The sequence below is a fragment of the Neobacillus sp. NPDC058068 genome (assembly GCF_042885335.1).
Taxonomy (GTDB): Bacteria; Bacillota; Bacilli; order Bacillales; family Cytobacillaceae; genus Neobacillus.
Window position 1 is genome coordinate 94,944 of sequence record NZ_JBHVSI010000003.1, and the last position, 20,865, is coordinate 115,808.

Genomic DNA, 20,865 nt, shown 5'->3' on the forward strand with positions numbered 1-20,865 from the left:
ACTACTGTTATACCTCTACACTAATAGAATCGCAAGAATAGTAGAAGCAAGGTGATGCTTCCATAAAAATATTATTAATGGCAGACAGCAGTTTTTACATTATTAAATGTAGCTTATCTCTTTCTATTTTGGTAGAAGATATTTATGGGAATTCGTGGGACATTGGGAAGGGACGAAGGGACGGTTCTCTGTTGTCATGAAGCAGAAGAACCGTCCCCACGCTTCCCTCCATTTGTATGTGCAAACGCTATCACCCCAATACTTGTAAAGTTGCTAGAGTCATTGTATAATTTTTCGGGGTACTAAATATTGTGTCGAAAGGTGGATGATTTGTGTTGAAAAAAGGAAAAGTTTTTCTGAATGCTATTTTAATAGCTTTTCTTGTTGCTGCCTCAGTACAAGGCTTATTTCCTGCTGGAGTAAAAGCAGATAGTGAAGCTGGTACAGGGAACACAGCAAAGTTACGTATCTTGGAAACTACGGATCTTCATTCTAATGTTATGCCGTATGATTATTATCAAGGTACAGACCAAGGAATTAAATATGGTTTGGCAAAGACTGCAACACTGATCAAGGCGGCTCGAGAAGAAGAAGGAGTTAAAAACTCAATGCTTTTTGATGCGGGTGATTCCATCCAAGGGAATCCTTTGGCAACGTATGCTGCCAAAAACCTGAAGAAAGGTGAAGTTCATCCATTATTTAAAGCAATGAACACCCTTGACTACGATGCAGCGATTGTCGGGAACCATGAGTTCAACTATGGTTTGGATTATCTGGATCGTGTCTTAAAAGATGTTAACTTCAAAGTGATAAACGCGAACGTTTATCGTGCTGACAATGGAGAGAACTATTTTACTCCATATGAAATTATTGATAAAACCATTGTCGATGATGCTGGCAATGAATCGACGATTAAGGTTGGAGTCATCGGTTTTGTTCCACCACAAATCTTGAATTGGGACAAGTTCCATCTGGATGGAAAAGTAACAGTTGAGGGGATTACGGAAACAGCAAGAAAATTCATCCCTAAAATGAAAGAAGCTGGGGCGGATATTATTGTCGCGATTGCTCACTCCGGCTGTGACATTCAGGAAGAAGATGATCAAGAAGCCGAGAACGCGGTTTATGAATTAACGAAGGTTCCTGAAATCGATGTCATGCTGTTTGGGCATGCACACACAACATTCCCAGGGGCAAGTGGCTTTAACAATAAACCGGAAATTGATAATAAAACAGGACATATTCATGGCGTTCCTGCCGTTGAAGCAGGAAAATGGGGCGACAATTTAGGCGTCGTGGATTTAAAACTTGTTAAAGATGAAACGGGCAAATGGACTGTCGATAAGAAAGCTTCTAATTCAGCGAATCGTCCAGTTTCCGTGGATACTCCATTGGATCAAGAGATTGTTGATGGAGTAAAAGACATGCACGAGGCAACGATTAAGTATGTGAATGAAAAAATCGGCGAAACGAAGCAGCCTTTGTTCAGCTTTTTCTCAAGGGCAGTAGACGATGCCAGTTTACACCTTGTGAACCTGGCGCAAATCGATTATGCAAACAAATGGATTCCATTAAATAAACCGGAATTAAAGGGAATTCCAGTTGTTTCGGCAATGGCTCCTTTTAAAAATAATACAAATGTCGCTGTCGGAGATCTTTCAATTAAAAGTGCAACAGATTTGTACAACTTTGACAATACGATTAAAGCGGTAAAAATGACCGGGGCTCAAGTGAGAGAGTGGCTTGAATTTTCGGCTTCATCTTTTAAACAGATCGATCCAACTAATGAGGAACAACAAAATTTACTTGATAACTCTTTCCCAGGCTACTTATATGATGTAATTGATGGTGTTAAATATCAAGTGGATGTTACCCAGCCTAGAAGATATGACTGGAACAAGGGTGTCCTTGAGAATGCGGCTTCACACAGAATCATTAATTTTAAGATGATGGATGGTTCGCCGATTAAGGATGATCAAGAGTTTATCGTTGTGACCAATAACTACCGTGCAGGCGGCGGCGGGAAGTTCCCGGGCTTAGTTGATGGAACGGCTGAGCTAGTGCTTGATTCTACTGATGAAATCCGTGATATTTTGATGGATTATATCAGAGAAAGAGGAGTCATTAACATGACGCCGGACAACAACTGGTCGATTGCACCGGTTGACGGAAATGTAACCATGACATTTACAGCTTCTGCGGTTGCAAAACAATATCTGGACTTAGTGCCAAACATTAAAGCTCTTGGTGAAGAAAACGGCGGCAGCCAAACCTATCAATTAGTCCCAAGTGCCAATGAAGAACAACCGGAACCGGTTAAAGAAGGTTGGCAATTCGAAGACGGCCATTGGTATTTCTATGAAGATGGCGCGGCACAAACTGGTTGGTTAAAAGATAAAGTAAACTGGTATTACCTTGGTTCTGATGGGAAAATGCTAGAGAATGCCTGGGTATTGTACAAAAATACTTGGTACTACTTGGGGAAATCAGGCAAAATGCTAGAAAATGGCTGGGTACAGGACAAAAATGTCTGGTACTACTTAGGTAAAGACGGCAAAATGCTAGAAAATGCCTGGGTATTGTACAAAAATACCTGGTACTACTTAGGTAAATCAGGCAAAATGCTTGAAAATGTCTGGGTGCAGGACAAAAATGTCTGGTACTACTTAGAAAAATCAGGAAAAATGCTTGAAAATGGCTGGGTAAAGGACAAAAATGTCTGGTACTACTTAGGCAAATCAGGCAAAATGCTAGAAAATGGCTGGGTACAGGACAAAAATGCCTGGTACTACTTAGGAAAATCAGGCAAAATGCTAGAAAATGGCTGGGTACAGGACAAAAATGCCTGGTACTACCTAGGCAAATCAGGCAAAATGCTTGAAAACAGCTGGGTGCAGTACAAAAACAAATGGTACTATCTTAAAAAAGATGGAACCATGGCAGTAAACACAACCGTCCAAGGATACAAGCTCGGAGCAGACGGAGCATGGATTAAATAAGAAAACAAAGGCCAATTCCCAACGTTAACACGGGAATTGGCCTTTTTGTTCAGTATCGTTGCTTTGTCGAAAAATGAATGTCAGCAAAATAAGCAGGTTTTTTTAATAAATTTTTTATATGTCTTTTTTCATAAACAAACCTAAGATGTAAAAATAGAGTTAGATAAGGTCAATTTAATGGTATAAATAATAAATTATAAACTGTTATGATGAAAGAGTTAGCTGATAGTTTTCTGAATTTTCCTTATAAAAAGGGGGTTAAATATGTAGCAGTTTTTTATACTTCATTAGAATTTCATATCAAGGATTTAAACACCTCTTTTTTACAACAACCCCAGAAAAAACACATCTTCTAACGGCAATATCTTAAAATGAGCCGCCGTAAGCGAAACGATTCATTGCGTTTAATATCTCTAGTGAAGGGAATGAAAAATTATAAAAGTGGAAAGTAAAAGCAGAAAAAAATTAAAAAAGATGATTGGATATTTATCTGTCGCTTCCATGCTAATTGGGTCAGGTGCCTTTATAGGGAATAAAGAAACCAAAGCTGAGGTAATCACAAAAACAATTACAATTGATGGAAACAATGTCGATCAATATAACCGATTTAAAGGCTTTGGAACAGTAACAGCGAATAATACATCCCGGCTGATGTTAGATTATAAGGAAGAGCATCCAAAAGAGTATTGGGAAATAATGAATAAGCTGTTTAACAAAGAAACAGGGGGTGGGCTGGCACACGTTAAAGTAGAGTTAGGTGCGGATGTTAATTCATCTTCAGGAACAGAGCCTGCAACCATGCGTTATGCAGATGAACTAGCAAATGTGCTGAGAGGGGCAGGATTCCAATTTGCCGCTGATGCCAAATCAATTAACCCAGATATCACAGTCGAAATTTTGCGCTGGGGTGAACCGCGTTGGTCATGGAATGGGGCTGCAACAAATAAATATGAGAACCGCTACCAATGGTATAAGCAGACAATCGATGCTGTTTATGCTGAATATGGTTTTAAACTAGATTATGTTGGAATCTCTCAAAATGAAAGAGCACAAAATAATGGTAAAAATGAAGTTGAATGGCTAAAATATTTTACTTCAAAAATCAAACAAGAGCCCAATTACGATGCAGACTACAAAGATATTAAACTCGTTGCTGCAGATGGCTACCGTGATACATCAACAATTAGTCGTACACTACTGGATAATCCAGATTTGATTGATGAAATTGATATAATCAGTTCCCATTATGGTCTGACTGGTTCAAACGAAATGACTCAATTGCAAAAGAAATTAATTGCTGAAGGCAAACAGCCAAAAGAAAATTGGGTGTCTGAGGGAATTGCCCCAATGATCAATGCCCGTTTTCGTGAAAATATGGAGCCAAATTATAAAGGGCTTGGAGGAAAAGCAGGGATTATCGATGTAACTTCCCGAATTATTTCAGCGTATTCATGGACAGGAGCAGGAAGCAATCCACTTAATGCGGTTTCTTTTGATTTTCAACCTTCAGTTGCAGCCTTTTATGAAGGTGCTGCTTATAATCCGAAACACTTGATTAGTGCGTATGACCCATGGTCTGGTTTTTATGAAGCAGATGGCGGTTTACAAGGTGTTCGTCATGTTATGAATTTTGTCGGATATGATAATCGCGCCACACCTGAAAATGAGCGCTGGATGTATGTAAAGGATGCAACATTTAGTGATGGAGCTTTCTTTGATGGCGGTGTAGATGTCGATACTAGTACACATAATTATTTAACGTTAAAAGATCCAGAAACGGATGATTATTCAACGGTTTTTGCAAATAATACAAAAGAGACACGTAAATATAAAATCAAAACAAAAAATCTTAATGGAAAAGAGAAAGCACCTGTGTATGTTTGGGAAACACGGGGGGCAGACGAAGGACAAAATGTTGATGCTAACTGGTTTAAAAATATCAACAAAATCACCCCAAAAGATGGTGAATATGAAGTAGAAGTGAAACCTTATTCAATCGTGACCATTTCAACATTAGATAAGAAATCTGAAATTGAAGGCTTCGAATATCAATCACAACCAGTTGATCTATCGAAAGACACTATCCTGCCATTACCATATACGGATGATTTCGAATACAAAAAGTATCCACTCGATGGCAAAGGCAGAGATTATGTTGACCGCCGAGGAGGGACACCACGTTATACTACTGACCAAACCGCCGCTTTCGAGGTGGTTAAAAAAGCAACTAAACCCCTAACTAGTGGAAGTGCAGCACGAACTGATTTGAAAATCCCGGATGCCAAAACCCACGGTAACATGCTGCAACAGAAAATCACACCAGACGTCATTGGTGCCGATTGGGCAGTTTGGGGCGGGAAAGATGGATCAGCATCAAGCAGTAACCCAAATACTACGATCGGTGATCATCGCTGGGCAAATTATAAAGCTTCTTATGACTTTTTACTTGATACTCATACACCTGAAGTAGAAGGCAGAAGTAATTATGCCTTACTCGGTGTGCGGCAAGTGAAAGCTGAGGGAGCAGATTCCTATGCACCATACAATGCACGGGTGTTTTCAGATGGAAAATACGAAATTCTTAAACTCGGTAAAGTTGAAAAAAGTGGAACAATTAAAGGCTTTGATAATAAGGTTTGGCATAATCTGGCATTTGAAGCGAAAGAAAACGTATTTACACTTTATCTTGATGGAAAAGTAATCGATGCTTATACGGACGAAGCTTCAACAGTAATGGCGGGCAGAGTGGCGATAGGCTCTGGTTATTATGAAACCCTTTTCGATAACTTACGTGTCGATCCAATTAAAGGATACACTTATGAATCAGATAAAATTGATAGTGCACAAGGGAAGAAATTTGCAACAGAAGAAGAGGCATTGAAAAATACTAATAGGTTGAATCCTATCGGGTATGTTGGGGAATGGGAATATACACAAGCCGGTTATGCCCATTTTAACCGCACGCTAATGACTGCAAAAACGGATGTTCCAGTTTGGAATGGTGTAACTGTAGGGCACAGAGACATGGCAACAGTCCCAGGAACATTAAATAAAGTATTCTACTCTACAGGCTGGTCATCTAACAGCGCAAATGCCTGGGCATCAGTTGGAGGTTTCTTTGAAGTTCATTTTAAGGGCACTGAAATCAGACTATTTGGTGAAACAAATCCGTCTAATGGAAAAGGCGATGTTTATTTAGATGGAGAGTTAGTAGGTGAAGCGAATTATGTAAATAATAGTAGTATTACACAGATGGTCTGGTCTGCAGGGGATCTTGAGGACAAGGAACACACGCTTCGGGTAGTTGCAAAAGAAAAATATATTAGCTTTACCAAAGCCGAAATCGAAACGACTGACCCAGTTTTAGCAGTCAAGGGATTAGGAGCTAATGATATTGTTAAAATAAAAGATGATGAATCACTGATGGGGAATGAAGAAAATACCGTTTATGCATTTAGAAAAAATAATCTCTGGGGATCAAATGATACGAATGCCTGGGCAAATTTTGATGATGACCCCTATATTTTGATTAACTTTACGGGTTCAGGTATTGATTATCTGGCTGGAACTGGAGAAAAGTCACTTTATCATTTTGAGCTTGATGGTAAAGATATGGGCAGCTTTGCTGTCAATTCTACCACCGGCATAAGGTATTCAGTAAGAGGGCTGGAAGGAAAACCGCATACCCTAAAGGTTTCTCTTAACGGCAATGAAAGAAAAGACACCTTTATGGATTATCGCGGTGTCAATATCTACAGTACTCCTAAAGTAAATGACCCTAACAGCAGCATGATTTTCGCATTTAAAGGCTCAGGCTTCAATTTATTTGGAGCGACTCCAGATGCATTAATTGACGTGTATATCGATAATCAATTAATTGACGAGAATTTTAGAATCTATTCTAGGGGAGACAGACAGACATCTTACACTATTCGCGGACTTGAAAATTCCAAGCACACTGCTAAAGTTGTTATCAAAGGCGGGACTTTTGTTTTGGATGGTATTGATATCATTACCGGCACAAATAAAGTGGAAGTAAATAAAGAAAAACTGCAGCAATTGTACAATGCAAATGTAAATAAAGAACAAAAAAATTACACTAAGGAAAGTTGGAAGGTTTTCCATAAGGCACTATTAGATGCAAAAGCAGTATTAAAAAATCCAAAAAGTACACTTGAAAAAGTTGTTGCAGCCCAAACATCTTTACAAGCAGCCGTAAAAGGATTAACGCTGAACGAATAAAGCGCATTAGAAAGCAATATTGTTGGCAGCTATCTGTTTTCAAATTGAGAGCAGATAGCTTTTTTCATACCAATTTGCCCGATTTGAATCACAGCATGTTTTGTTTTTAATGCCATTCATCCACTATTTTTTACAATAGGTAAAGAAAACCTCTAAAGTAGTCAAAAAAGTGTTGATACAAATTCATTCCTCTCTATTATAATAGGTCGAAAAGTGAGCTAAAGTAAAAAAAGGGGGTCATGTATAAATGGAGCATACTGGATGGATGGGAAAAACATTTAGTTTATGTCAATGGATTACACGATTGGCTTATATTAATCTCTTATGGATCATCTTTATGTTGCTTGGATTGTTCGTCTTCGGGGCTGCACCTTCTACCGCATCCATGTTCTCGATTCTTCGCAAATGGGTGCAGGGGGAATCCAATTTCCCTATTTTCACTACCTTTTGGGAAACGTACAAAAAAGAGTTTAGAAATGCTAATTTACTAGGTTTATTCCTCCTTGTAGTTAGCGTAATCTTGTATATAGATTGGCGATTGATCAGCTCCGTACACGGTATATTAAATCCAATTTTAACAGGATGTTTAATTGGGGTCGCCTTCCTATTTATGGTCGTTATGGTATTTGTTTTCCCAGTTTTTGTACATTACAAATTTAGTAATCTTCAGTATATAAAAACTGCCTTTCTAATTGGAATCTCCCATCCGTTATATACAATGACGATGTTACTTTCAGTATTCTTTGCTCTATTTATTAGTTTCTTCTTCACAGGTGTAGGAATCCTCTTTTTTGGAAGCGGTTTAGGCTTCGCCCTTATGTATATCTCTAACATGGTATTTAGTAAAATGAATCAGCAAATGACTGGGCAGAAATTATAACCCGATGGACCCTAATTTAATAGAATGTCAAAATAGTCTTATAACAGGTAAATTAATTGATATCTGTGTTAAAAACGATTTTGTTAAAATTTAGTTGTAAGGGTTTTCAATAAATAAATAGGGGGAAAGTTAATGAGAAACAAATTATGGACTCTTTTACTCTTTACCATCATTTTGACGGTAATAATGGCAGGCTGTTCGGAAAAAAGCAACAATGAAAAGGCATCCTCAAACGAGAAAAAAGATGAAAAGGTTACACTTAAATTTCTTACCCATGGAAATGAAACTTCCTACAACTGGACAAATACTATCCCTGCGTTTGAGGAGAAATATCCAAACATTAAAATTGATGTGGTAGTTCTCAGTGAAAAAGGAGATACGCAGGAAGCTATCCAAAAACTTGATTTGGCTGCTGCTTCAGGAGAACAAATGGATATTCTCATGTTCAGCGATCCTGCAATGTACGCACAGCGTGTAGGCATGGGAATGGCTGCACCTATTGATGAGTTTATTAAAAAAGATGGCTACAAAGTTACAGAAGAATACAAGGTAGATACCCAAATTGATGGGAAATATTATGCACTTCCAGGTAAATTCAATCCATGGTATGTCCTCTTAAATAAAGACCATATACAAGCAGCTGGTCTTGAGGTTCCGAAAGATTGGACATGGGATGAATTCATGGAATATGCAAAAAAGATGACAAAAGACGGTCATTATGGGACGTACTTCCACGGTCCGCAAAATGGTGGTTGGATGGAGTTTATGAAGCTTGCTCTTGCAAGTGAGCCAGATAATACGGAATTTATTAAAGCTGATGGAAAATCTAATCTTGATAATCCACTTTTCAAGAAAACACTTGAAATGCGATTAAAAATGGAGAAAGATGATAAATCAGCAGTCCCGTATACAGATATCCTGTCGCAAAAACTACATTACCGCAATCAGTTCTTTAATCAGGATTCAAGCTCTATTCTGATTGGAAGCTGGATGAATACGGAGCTTGGAGGAACAGATCAGTTCCCATTAAACTTTAATGTAGCGGTTGCACCATATCCGAAAAATGAAAAAAGCGATAAGGGCGGCTATACGCCAGTAACAACTGACTATATGTCCGTGGCAGCAAATTCGAAGTATAAAAAAGAAGCCTATACCTTCATCCGCTGGTACACGACAGAAGGACAAATTGTTCAAGGGAAAAGTATTCCATCATGGAGTAAAGTATCGGAAAACGACTTATCTGGAATCGTTGATAAGATTTTGAGTGGAACGAATAATCCGGAAAAAGTGGATAAAGAATCATTACTAAATGTCTTGAAAAATGCCAAATCGTCCAAAATTATTTCGCCTGTTTCCTATCAGTCTGAAATCTATAAAGTAATCAATGAAGAATACGAAAAACTAATCTTTGGAAAACAGGATGTTGATAAGACGATCAAAGTTTCGCAAGAAAGAGTTCAAGAAATTATCGACAATAACAAATAACAGATAGATAATAGTGGGGAGGGGTTGTAATTTATTACAGCCCCATCCTGTCATTAAGGGGAAAGACTTATGCTAAAAAGGCAACGTAGACTGGCACCACGTTCTTTTCGGTTTAAAGTCATATTTATTTCAATCATTTGTCTGGTTATACCTGCAACAATTACGCTATTTGTCTACAACTATTTAACAAAAGATACTTTAAGGGAACAGGCAATGTCCAATGCAAATAGAGAGCTGACCATTGCCAATGAATATGTGGAGAAGCGCCTAGAGGATATGCTATACATAGCAAACTTTATTCAACTGGACGCCGAGATGAATACGAGTTTAAAAGCGATAGCAAAGAACCCTTTGGAACAAGACCCGGAACAAGCTTATCAGAGGTTTCTTGATGAAACTAAAATAAACAAAACAATCAATAATATCACTTTGGTGGGGGAAAAGTCTTATGTTACGATTCTTTTGAAAAATGGTAAATCCTTTACCAATTACCCTTTTTCGGAATTGAATCCCATCAAATTAAATGATGAAGACTGGTTTAACCAATTGAAACAGTTAAATGGTTATGAATCGGTATGGATTAGCAGTCAGCCAACCGTGTTTATGTCAGTGAAAAAAGATAGTCCCTATCAAATATCCGTCGCTAGAACATTAAGGGATGAGAATGTAAAGATTTACGGTTATGTAATCGTAACAATCCCGGAAAGAAAGATCAATCAAATATTTGAAAGCATTCAGGGTCATGAGCAAATGGTACTATTAGATGCCTCTAATCATATCATTTCGCACAAGGATGATTCGAAAATTGGGGGATTATTCCAATATAGTGACCAGCTTAAAGAAGAAAATTCCTCAAATATTTTTCATTTTTCAAGTAAGGACTATGTGATTGCGGAACATAAAATTTCCTTCAATGGCTGGAAGCTGGTATCGCTCGTTACATATAAACAGGCAACGAATAAAATTAACAAAATATTCAATAAGGTCTTCGTGGTTCAGGCTGTCTCTTTCACTATTTTTCTAGTTATCATGGCTTATTTATTGAGAGCGATTACAAAACCGATTGCCCGTTTAGGAAATGTTGCAGAGGCAGTCCAAAAAGGGAATTTAAAGATCCGATCCCGTTTACGAACCATGGACGAGATTGGACATTTCTCCTTATCATTTGATCAAATGCTCGATCGTATTAATGAGATGATTGAGGAAATTACAGAGTCACAGGAGAGAAAAAGAATGGCTGAACTGGCCATGCTGCAGGCGCAAATCAATCCCCATTTCCTTTTTAATGTTCTTAATTCAATCCGAATGAAGGTTCTTGTCAAAGGAGATAAAGAAAGTGCGGATATGATTAGCTCTTTGTCTAAACTTTTACGGATGACAATTGATAGGGATAAAGAAACAATTGTCCTTCGTGATGAAATACAAATTGTATTAGACTATGTATTTATCATGAATATGAGGCAAAAGGAAAAGGTGGAACTAGAAATATCCGTGCAGGAAGAAGCGAATTTAATTAGAATACCAAGGTTTATTCTCCAGCCCATTATTGAAAATTCCATCATCCATGGTCTCAACCAAAAGGCTGGAACTATTTTTGTGAACACAGAAACGATAGAAAATATGTTTATTATTGTCATTGAAGATAATGGTCAGGGAATGGACCAGGAGGAATTAAGCCATTTAAGAAAGAAGATTGCGGATTTTAATCCTATCCATAACGCCATAAAACAAAAAAATAAAGGTTTTTCGTCAATGGGTTTGTCCAATGTCTATGAACGTATGTTAATCACGTTTGGCAAAGAATTCAAAATGGAAATAAAAAGTGAAGTAGGAAAGGGAACTCAAGTGATTCTGTCTATTCCAAAAGAAGGCGGGAATTCTAATGTACAAGGTAATGCTAGTTGATGACGATTATCCAGTAATAGAATTGTTAGCTAAAACAATAACGTGGGAAGATTTGGGGTTAACTCTTCAAAGTACGCACGAAAATGGTGCTAGCGCCTATGAAAAAGCACTGGATGAGGTACCTGATATATTAATTACCGACATCGGTATGCCAAAAATGAATGGAATTGAACTGACGAAGCGAGTGAAAGAGTTAAATCCGAACTTACAAGTAGTGATTTTGTCATGTCATTCTGAATTTGAATTTGCGCAACAAGCATTAAAACTTCATGTACAGGATTATGTTGTTAAGGACACCTTTGACCCAGAGGATTTATGTAATCTGGTCAGGAAATTGAAGGAAAACCTGGATTCACAACAAAATGAAATAGTAAAACAACGCCGAATTCAGCATATGTTGGAAAGAAATAGAGAGAGTGTAAAAGAAAGATTTATTCGAAATACTCTCTATCAGAAACATACAAATGAAAAAGAATGGCTATCTGAAGCCAAATTACTTGGAATCGATCTGGATCATTATGGATACGTTGCAGTATTGGGGATGGTACATGATTTCTCTTCTTTAAAATCCTATTTCCTTTCCGAGGAATTAGTGGGGTTTGCCATAAACAATATTATAACAGAGATGATTGAAGAATCTAGATCGTCTGCGGTCCACTTTTTTCTGGGAGCGAAAGAATTAATCGTGTTCTTTCCATATTCAGACGCATTAAAAATTGGATCTATGTACGAAGCTTCTGTTGGTATGAAAAAAATGCAAAAAGCGTTAAACAAATATCTTCATATTGATTTATCTTTTATGGTTGGGGAAGGCTGTAAACAGCTGCTGGATATAAAGCAGGAAGTGTCTCATTTAGTAAATGGAAAATATCAAAGTTTTTATATGGAGCCGGGCAGCATTCAAAAAAGTAGTGTTGTTCAACCCTTTAGTGATGATCTGTTTTCGAAATATGATGAAGCTGCGGCAGACTTCAGGGGGCTTATTTTGTCAAAGGACGAAAGGGAAATTACTCCGTTTGTTGAAAAATGGGTTTCATTTATCGGTGAAAAAAGATATTCTCCAGAAATTGTGAAGGAATGGATTCTAAAATTGTTATTGGACCTTAAGGTAAAATTAAAGGCGCTTCAGTTTTTTCATGCTAATCATCCGGTTGAATGTCTGACAAATGAGATTTCAAGCATCGACTTTTTATGTGATTTAAAAACATGGCTAATTAACTATTTTAACTCATTAGTATCTCTCTCAAAAAATGTATACAATCAAACAAAGCGAAAGGAAATCCTTGATACTTTCAGGTATGTTTCTATGAATCTCGAAAAAAAAATCAGCCTGGAAGAAGTGGCGGGCAATCTATTCTTAAACCAAAGCTACTTTAGCAGATTGTTTAAGAAAGAGGTTGGTGAGACGTTTGTTGAATATGTGACGAAAATGAAAATTTCCAGAGCAAAGGAATTGCTGGAGCAAACAGCAGATCCAGTAGGGAAAATATGTGAACGTCTAGGTTATGATAATCAAAGCTATTTTATCAAGCTGTTTAAAAACTATGTTGGAGTTACTCCAATTGAATATCGGGACGGAAAAGTCTCTGTTGGTTAGTAAGGTAAATTGATATATATTATTTTCACATTAAAGTTCAGATTATTGTGTTCTGAACTTTTTTATATTTTGAGGAGATAAGTCAAAATTGTGTAACGATTCATCAAAATACCGTTAAGGAAGGAAATAACGAGTATTTTATAATGAAAATATACTTAAAAATTTGAGGTGAAAAGGAATGAGTGCCAAAACAGAACTTTCAACACCTGTAAAGGATGTCGAAACTACTAAAAAGAATAGAATCAAAAAGGAAAAAAATGAAAATCTAGTTGGAATGCTGTTTGTTTCTCCTATGCTAATAGGGGTTTCCATTTTAGTATTACTCCCGATTATAGCTACATTCATTTTGAGTTTTGCAGACTGGAGCTTTATTACCGATATCTCACATTTGAAATGGGTAGGTTTGGAAAATTTTAAAAAACTATTTGCAGACCAAGTATTCATTAAATCTCTTATCAATAATGCGATATTTATCTTAACTGTCCCAATCTGTATGATTGCCTCCCTTTTATTGGCCATTGCAATCGACCGAAATGTGTATATGAAAAGCTACTTTAAAGTGGCGTTTTTCATGCCTTATATTTCTAGTATTGTAGCGATAGCCGTTGTATGGCAAGTACTATTCCATCCATCAGCAGGACCGATAAATGAAGTTCTTATGTCAATGGGGATAGAGAATCCGCCTAAGTGGATTGCCGACCCCAAATTTGCGCTTATTTCGATTATGATCATTCAGATCTGGGTATCAATTGGCTTTAATATGATTATTTACATGGCAGGCCTGCAGTCTATTCCGAAAGATTTATATGAAGCAGCAGACATTGATGGTGCCAATGCCTGGGTGAAATTTAGGCATATTACCTTTCCAATGATCTCACCGACTTCTTTCTTCCTATTTATTACTGGAATTATCTCAACATTTAAGGTTTTTGATCTGGTTGCCGTTTTAACAAAAGGCGGGCCAATGAATTCAACCACCATGATGGTATGGCGCCTTTATGAAACCGCTTTCGTCAATTTGAAAATCGGATATGCGTCAGCAATGGCAGTTGTCCTTTTCATCGTTGTATTTGGAATTACCCTGCTCCAATGGATTGGGCAAAAGAAATGGGTTAATTATTAAGGAGGGGTAAAAATGGCTAAAAGCATGGTTATTAGAAAAAGCCTGATTACATTATTTATGCTTGTCTTAAGCATTTTGTTTTTGCTGCCGTTTGTGTGGATGCTTTCCACATCATTTAAAATCGAGGCCGATGTCTTTAAATTCCCGATTCAATGGATTCCCGAAAAATGGAATGCTGTGAACAACTATAATGAAGTATGGTTTGGTAAATATCCATTTTACATTTATTACTGGAATTCCATCAAAGTAACGGTATTAACAACACTTATTTCCGTAACGGTTTCCGCTTTAGCCGCTTACGGATTTTCTAAGGTTAAATTTGCACTAGGGAATTTCCTCTTTATGGTTGTGCTGACGACTTATATGGTACCGCCACAGGCAAGTTTGGTTCCGCAATTCATTTTGTTCCGAAAAATCGGATTGTTTGACAGCCACCTAGGACTCATATTACTCGGGAGCTTTAGTGTTTTAGGTACCTTTATGCTTCGTCAGTTCTTTCTGAGTATCCCTAATGATTTTATCGAAGCAGCAAAGATTGACGGTGCAGGTCACTGGAGGATTTTTTGGTCCATTGCACTGCCAATGGTTAAACCTGCCATTGCTACTTATGGGATCTTGAGATTTATTTGGACCTGGAATGATTATCAGAATCCCCTTATCTTCATCCGTACCGATAAGTTATTAACGATTCCACTGGCCATGCAGAAGTTTACCACAATAAATGGTGAATTCTATTCCTTAATCATGGCTGCAGCGGTATCTGCTATTCTTCCTTTGGTCATCGTCTTTATTATTGGCCAAAAACAAGTAATTGAAGGGATTGCTTTAGGGGGAGTGAAAGGCTAAGGAGGTCGGAATTCATGATAACAGCTAATCTAAGGACTTTCTTACATTCAAATTCGTCCTTATTATTTTCAAGCAAGGAAGAAAAAAACAATTGGTGGAAAAACGTCAGGAACGCCTCTGCCTGCCAACCGTTAATTAATGAAATAAGAGCGGAAGGAAAAAGGCTCCTCCAAGAAGCCGATCAGGAGCTGACCTTTTCGTTATTCAGAATATTCACCGAATCAGGCGAACGCCTTGAATTCGAAAAGATATATTTTGAAAAGCGGAGGCGATTAACTACTTTTACCATATTGGTATTACTTGAACCGGAACGGCATGAGTATGTCATGGCATTGGAAAATACAATATGGTCGATTTGTAATGAGTATTCCTGGTGCTTACCTGCTCATTTGCTGAATAGCCCAGAAACATCAACGGTAAGGAATTATTCACTAATTCAACCCTATCAAGAAGGCTATACGATCGATTTATTTGCTGCAGAAACAGCTTTTGCCTTAAGTGAAATTTTAAAGCTGACGGATGATTATTTGAATCCACTTATTTGTAAGCGCATTTACCAGGAAGTGTATAAACGAATCTTCCATCCGTTTAAGGAAACCCAATTTGAATGGGAGACCCAAACCCATAACTGGGCCGCCGTTTGTGCCGGTTCTATTGGGGCAGCGGCCTTACATTTAATGGATGATGCTAATGAGCTTGCTATTGTGTTAGAACGAGTACTTCCGGCGATGGAATCCTATTTAAAAGGTTTTCATGATGATGGGATCTGTCTCGAAGGGTACGGGTATTGGCAGTATGGATTTGGATTTTATGTCTATTTTGCAGATTTATTAAAAAAGAAAACATCTGGTAAGGTGGATTTGTTTCATTCTAAAAAGGTCCATCAAATTGCACTCTTTCAGCAAAAGTGCTTTTTGAATCGGAACCTTGTGATCAACTTCTCGGATGCCCTCCCTACAGCTTCCGTGTTTTTAGGACTAAGCCATTATTTAAGTAAGCTATACAGTGATTTCGAAGTACCTGAAAGAGCGCTTCGAGCCAAATATACGGATGACCACTGCAGCAGGTGGGCTCACGCTATTCGCAATCTGCTATGGTTCGATGAATTTGCTCATGATCAGCCTTGGGGTCAAGGGGCCACCTACTCGAAGGAATCGGAATGGTTCATTTCAAGATATCAATCAGAATACGGCAGCTTTTCCTTTGCAGCCAAGGGTGGTCACAACGACGAACCCCACAACCATAATGATGTAGGTCATTTTATCCTTCATGGGAATAACGAGGTGTTTTTTAAAGATTTAGGTTCCGGATTATATAGCAAAGATTATTTTAGGGAAAAACGCTATTCGTTTTTATGCAATGGTTCACAAGGGCATTCTGTACCGATTATTAATTACCAATATCAAAGCGAAGGGTCTGCCTTTCATTCCGATATTCGTAATGTTTCTTGTGGTGATGAAGTTGAAACATTCGAACTTGATCTAGCGAACTCTTACGAATCCTCGGTACTAAAAACGTTAATTCGGAAGTTTACTTGGATAAAGAGTGGCCAGCCAAAGCTTATTTTGGAAGATTATTATTCTTGTACGGAAAAACCAATATCTATTGTTGAACGGTTTATCACCCCGGCACTTTCCATAACTGCTGATGAAGAGGGAGTTATTCTTGAAGGTAAACAACGGTTAAAAATTGTTTTCGACCGAAGCCAGCTTGATCTAAAAGTAAACAGTCTTGAGTTTATCAATCACTTTGGGGAACGAGAAGAAAACCTGGCACTTGATTTTACGATTGTGTGCCCAGATAAAGAATGCAATGCCAAGCTAATTTTTCAATTTGAATAGGGATGGTGAAGAGGATGTCAGAACAACAGTGGGTAAATGAGGCATGGGAAAAAGTGATGAAAAAAATCGAAAGAACTAGTAAAAGTATCGGTGCTAATTTTCCGCATGCAAGTGAAAATGGAAAGTATGTACTGGAAGAACCTTACTGGTGGACAGCGGGGTTTTGGCCGGGGCTGTTATGGCAGGTATATCGGGATACAAAAGATGAATCAATCAAACAGCTGGCAGAAGAATGTGAGGAAAAGCTAGATTCTGTCAGGAATGCATTTTATAAGCTTGATCATGATATGGGCTTTATGTGGACCTTAACGAGTGTAGCTCGTTTTAAGTTATTGGGTAGTGAGGATTCGAAACGAAGAGCCCTGATAGCTGCCAATCTATTAATGGGACGTTTTAACGCAAATGGCAGCTTCATTCGGGCATGGAACCCTTGGACAGAAGGAGAAGACAATAGCGGGATAGCCATCATCGACTGCATGATGAATCTATCACTTTTATATTGGGCCTCTGAAGAAACAGGTGACCCTAGATATAAAAGTATTGCCAGAAAACATGCGGATACAGTGGTAAATGAATTTGTTCGCGACGACGGTGCCGTTCATCATATTGTCCGATTTAATCCTGAAAGCGGGGAAAGAGTTGAGGCGATGGGCGGACAAGGGTATGGACCTGATTCTGCATGGTCAAGAGGAAACGCTTGGGCAATTTATGGATTAACCCTCAACTATCATTATACTGGAGAAGTTAAATACTTGGAGGCAGCAAAAAAAGTGGCTCATTTCTTTATTTCTCATCTTCCGGAAGATTTTGTCCCTGATTGGGATTTTCTCCTGCCGAAGGGTGTTGATTTCCCAAGGGATTCATCTGCAGGTGCCATTGCTGCATGCGGGTTACTTCTTCTAGCTGAAAAAGTATCCGTACCGGAATCACCGCTTTATCGGAGAATGGGAGAAAAAATCCTTCAATCCTTATATGAGAATTACACGGATTGGGATAGCATGGAAGAAGGTTTAATATTGCATGGAACAAGTCATTTTCCAGAGCAAAAATATATCGATAATCCTTTAATTTATGGAGATTATTTCTTTGTTGAAGGTCTTGCGAGATTAAAAGGGTATCAGGAATTATTTTGGTAGACTTTTGGTTTCCCAATATAGACATGGTTTTGGAAAACAATGAAGGAGGCCGTGGAGATGTTGAAACTTGATTTACCTATACAAAAGAATCCACTGAAAACAAGAGATGATTTAATCGAGGCAGTGAAGCAAATCCTTAACCCGTTAAAACCACATTACAGCAAGGGAAAGGCGCTTCTTAATCTTGGGAATACAGGAACCAGCTATTCGGACCCAATTGCCGGGATGGAGGGGTTTTCAAGAGTTCTTTGGGGGCTTGTACCATTAATTACGGGCGACGCGGAATCGGAATTATTGGAAATTTGTTTGCAGGGGATTAAGAATGGTACAGACCCCTCTCATGAGGAATATTGGGGAGAAATTACTGACTATGATCAACGGGCGGTAGAAATGGCTGCATTTGGTTATGCTCTTGCTCTTACACCTGAAAAGGTGTGGAAACCGCTTAACGACATTGAAAAAGAGAATTTATTCATATGGCTAAATCAAATTAATCATGTCAAGGTATATGATTGTAATTGGCTGCTCTTCCTTGTGATGGTTAACCTCGGATTTAAGAGAGTGGGATTACCATATGACCGAGAAAAATTGGAAGAAAACTTGGGACGGGTTGATCAGTTTTATTTAGAGGATGGCTGGTATTCGGACGGGATGGATGAACACTGTGACTATTATGTACCGTTTGCGATTCACTTTTACTGCCTGATATATGCTAAATTGCTGGGCAAAGAGGATCCAGTTAGGGCAGACAAGTTTAAAAGAAGAGCCGAAGCATTTGCCAGGGATTTTATTTATTGGTTTGCGGAAGACGGTTCTTCGCTTCCATATGGAAGAAGTCTTACCTACCGATTTGCCCAAAGTGCATTTTGGAGTGCCTTGGTGTATGCCGATGTTCAACCGTTTCCTCTAGGTGTATTAAAGGGCCTTATTCTCAGAAATTTGCGCTGGTGGTTCCAGCAGCCAATCTTTGACCCCAGTGGCCTGTTAACAATCGGTTACCGTTATCAAAATTTAGTTATGGCAGAAAACTATAACTCTCCTGGTTCCCCTTATTGGGCACTAAAGGTATTTTTATTTTTAGCTTTAGATGAAAATCATCCTTTTTGGCAGGCTGAAGAACTGCCGTTTCCGGAAATGAAGACAAAAGTCGTTCAACAGTCGCCGCGATTTATTGTGTGCAGACGGCAGGAAAATGATCATGTAGTGGTTTTTAATGCGGGGTATCAACACACCAATGAACACCCTCATGTGGCGGCGAAATATGAAAAATTTGCTTATTCCAACCTTTTTGGTTTCAGTGCCTCAAAGGCAGAATGGGGCCTTGCACAAGGTGCCTTTGACTCGGTGCTGGCAATCAGTGAGTGTGACAATCTCTATCGGACGAAACGAATGTGCGAGGAATATGAAGTGACCGAACATGTCGTTTATACTAAATGGAAACCTTGGGATGACGTTGTAATTAAAACATGGCTTGTCGCAGGGGCTCCTTGGCATATTCGTATCCATCGTATCGAAACAAATAGACAGATTGATTGTGCAGATGGCGGATTCGCACTTGGACTTGAACATAAAGAATATAAAAATTTAAAGGCGGAAATAATTCAGATCGAGCAAGAAAGTTTGCAAGTTTTCCCATGGGGTGCAAGCGGCATAAAAAACCTAAATGGCTGCGGCAAAGCGGAATTGGTTTACGCGAATGCCAACACGAATATTTTACATCCGCGAACGGTCATCCCTACTATCAAGGCAAGGTTTAAACCAGGTAAACACTGGTTCGTTAATGCTGTATTTGGAGAAGTGGGAAATAAAAAAGTGATTGATCAGTGGGGGAAGGTTCCCAAAGTGGAGTTCACTGACGAGGAGTTCATTGTTTGGCAGGGGATGGAGAAAATCACTTTAGGGGTCAGACACCCGCTCTGCTAAAGTTTAAAGCGAAAAAGTATGAAAGTAAGACGGAGGGGGCAACTCTCTGTCTTTTTTTTGAGTGTCGAAGGGTGGGACAAGGAGCCTGTCCCTATGTATCTATTTGACATTTCTGAACTTTCAGAATAAGCTTTACCTATCGGATAGGTAGACAGCCGGATGGCAGTGAAAAATTAGACCTAGTAGGTGACTGTCTAATGAAAAGTATTAAAAGGGTTTCTATGCATGAAATGATTGCAACGGAAATCAAGAGATTTATAAACGAGCACGACTTAAAAAGAGGAGATAAGCTTCCGTCTGTTGCGGAATTGACAGCGATTCTAGGTGTTAGCCGCTCGAGTATACGTGAAGGTCTGCGCTACCTTGAAGGGTTCGATATCATTGAGGTACAAAACGGAAAAGGAATCTTTGTTAAAGATGGCGATGCCTTAAAAATCGAAGCAAAAATCGATGTCGAGCAGGAAAAGAATTATTTATTGCATATTAGCGAACTTAGGAGAGCACTTGAAGGGAAAGCAGTCGAGCTAGCCGCAGTAAGGGCAGCGGATGAGGAAATTCAAGAAATGGAAAGGCTGCTGGCCGAGGTCATTTCTCTGAAAGATGCTGGGTTTGATTCTTCGAAGGAGGACTGGGAGTTTCACAAAGCCATTTATAAGGCTTCCCATAACCCTTTGTTAGAAAGTGTTGCTGAATCTGTCTCTGACACCTTTAATAAGCTGTGGAGCAAGCCGTTTGGGATTGAGCATATTTTCCAGGATACCTTACCCTTTCATTGCACGATGCTGGATGGTATTAGGCAGCACAACCCGGCTGATGCCTTGCAAGAGTTTAATAAGATAATTGATACCGTTGAACATACTGTTCGAAAAATTTAAGAAAGAAGGTATT

General features: G+C 38.6%; 12 protein-coding genes. All 12 read left to right on the forward strand.

Translation table 11 applies throughout. From position 1 onward, the window contains the following. Window positions 1-332 precede the first annotated feature (332 nt). The 12 genes from ACFVSW_RS04765 to ACFVSW_RS04820 all read left to right on the forward strand — a co-directional run bounded on the left by ACFVSW_RS04765 (window position 333) and on the right by ACFVSW_RS04820 (window position 20,852). Entirely contained in the window at window positions 333-2,999 is a 2,667-nt protein-coding gene (locus ACFVSW_RS04765) for a bifunctional 2',3'-cyclic-nucleotide 2'-phosphodiesterase/3'-nucleotidase (RefSeq protein ID WP_387312866.1), read from the forward strand. Between the two features lie 441 nt (window positions 3,000-3,440). Next, window positions 3,441-7,241, forward strand: coding sequence for a glycoside hydrolase family 30 protein (locus ACFVSW_RS04770; protein WP_387312869.1), 3,801 nt, complete (start codon window positions 3,441-3,443; stop codon window positions 7,239-7,241). A gap of 247 nt (window positions 7,242-7,488) precedes the next feature. Next, entirely contained in the window at window positions 7,489-8,121 is a 633-nt protein-coding gene (locus tag ACFVSW_RS04775; RefSeq protein WP_387312871.1) for a YesL family protein, read from the forward strand. Window positions 8,122-8,253: 132 nt separating this feature from the next. Next, complete coding sequence (locus tag ACFVSW_RS04780) at window positions 8,254-9,606, forward strand: ABC transporter substrate-binding protein (protein ID WP_387312873.1); 1,353 nt, start codon at window positions 8,254-8,256, stop codon at window positions 9,604-9,606. Between the two features lie 69 nt (window positions 9,607-9,675). Further along, the gene (locus ACFVSW_RS04785) at window positions 9,676-11,511 is read left to right on the forward strand and encodes a sensor histidine kinase (RefSeq protein WP_387312874.1); all 1,836 of its coding nucleotides are present in this window, start codon (window positions 9,676-9,678) and stop codon (window positions 11,509-11,511) included. Further along, on the forward strand, window positions 11,489-13,108 hold the full coding sequence (locus ACFVSW_RS04790; protein WP_387312876.1) for a response regulator transcription factor: 1,620 nt from the start codon (window positions 11,489-11,491) through the stop codon (window positions 13,106-13,108). The genes ACFVSW_RS04785 and ACFVSW_RS04790 overlap by 23 nt, the downstream gene beginning before the upstream one ends. A 178-nt stretch (window positions 13,109-13,286) precedes the next feature. After that, window positions 13,287-14,231 (forward strand): carbohydrate ABC transporter permease, encoded by a 945-nt coding sequence (locus ACFVSW_RS04795; RefSeq protein WP_387312878.1) that lies wholly within the window; start codon window positions 13,287-13,289, stop codon window positions 14,229-14,231. Between the two features lie 12 nt (window positions 14,232-14,243). Continuing rightward, window positions 14,244-15,077 (forward strand): carbohydrate ABC transporter permease, encoded by an 834-nt coding sequence (locus tag ACFVSW_RS04800; RefSeq protein ID WP_387312881.1) that lies wholly within the window; start codon window positions 14,244-14,246, stop codon window positions 15,075-15,077. A 14-nt stretch (window positions 15,078-15,091) separates the two neighbouring features. Then, a complete protein-coding gene (locus ACFVSW_RS04805) occupies window positions 15,092-16,918 on the forward strand; it encodes a hypothetical protein (protein ID WP_387312883.1) in 1,827 nt (608 codons plus the stop codon). A 14-nt stretch (window positions 16,919-16,932) separates the two neighbouring features. After that, window positions 16,933-18,054, forward strand: a complete 1,122-nt coding sequence (locus ACFVSW_RS04810; RefSeq protein ID WP_387312886.1) for a glycoside hydrolase family 88 protein — start codon at window positions 16,933-16,935, stop codon at window positions 18,052-18,054. Between the two features lie 57 nt (window positions 18,055-18,111). After that, entirely contained in the window at window positions 18,112-19,977 is a 1,866-nt protein-coding gene (locus tag ACFVSW_RS04815) for a DUF2264 domain-containing protein (protein ID WP_387312888.1), read from the forward strand. A gap of 197 nt (window positions 19,978-20,174) precedes the next feature. Next, window positions 20,175-20,852, forward strand: coding sequence for a FadR/GntR family transcriptional regulator (locus ACFVSW_RS04820; protein ID WP_387312890.1), 678 nt, complete (start codon window positions 20,175-20,177; stop codon window positions 20,850-20,852). Window positions 20,853-20,865 lie beyond the last annotated feature (13 nt).

Bases quoted from the DNA above. Each gene is read 5' to 3' on its own strand.
- ACFVSW_RS04810 (WP_387312886.1), top strand. From the start codon at position 16,933: ATGTCAGAACAACAGTGGGTAAATGAGGCATGGGAAAAAGTGATGAAA.
- ACFVSW_RS04790 (WP_387312876.1), top strand. From the start codon at position 11,489: ATGTACAAGGTAATGCTAGTTGATGACGATTATCCAGTAATAGAATTG.
- ACFVSW_RS04780 (WP_387312873.1), top strand. From the start codon at position 8,254: ATGAGAAACAAATTATGGACTCTTTTACTCTTTACCATCATTTTGACG.
- ACFVSW_RS04785 (WP_387312874.1), top strand. From the start codon at position 9,676: ATGCTAAAAAGGCAACGTAGACTGGCACCACGTTCTTTTCGGTTTAAA.
- ACFVSW_RS04805 (WP_387312883.1), top strand. From the start codon at position 15,092: ATGATAACAGCTAATCTAAGGACTTTCTTACATTCAAATTCGTCCTTA.
- ACFVSW_RS04800 (WP_387312881.1), top strand. From the start codon at position 14,244: ATGGCTAAAAGCATGGTTATTAGAAAAAGCCTGATTACATTATTTATG.
- ACFVSW_RS04820 (WP_387312890.1), top strand. From the start codon at position 20,175: ATGAAAAGTATTAAAAGGGTTTCTATGCATGAAATGATTGCAACGGAA.
- ACFVSW_RS04775 (WP_387312871.1), top strand. From the start codon at position 7,489: ATGGAGCATACTGGATGGATGGGAAAAACATTTAGTTTATGTCAATGG.
- ACFVSW_RS04815 (WP_387312888.1), top strand. From the start codon at position 18,112: ATGTTGAAACTTGATTTACCTATACAAAAGAATCCACTGAAAACAAGA.
- ACFVSW_RS04795 (WP_387312878.1), top strand. From the start codon at position 13,287: ATGAGTGCCAAAACAGAACTTTCAACACCTGTAAAGGATGTCGAAACT.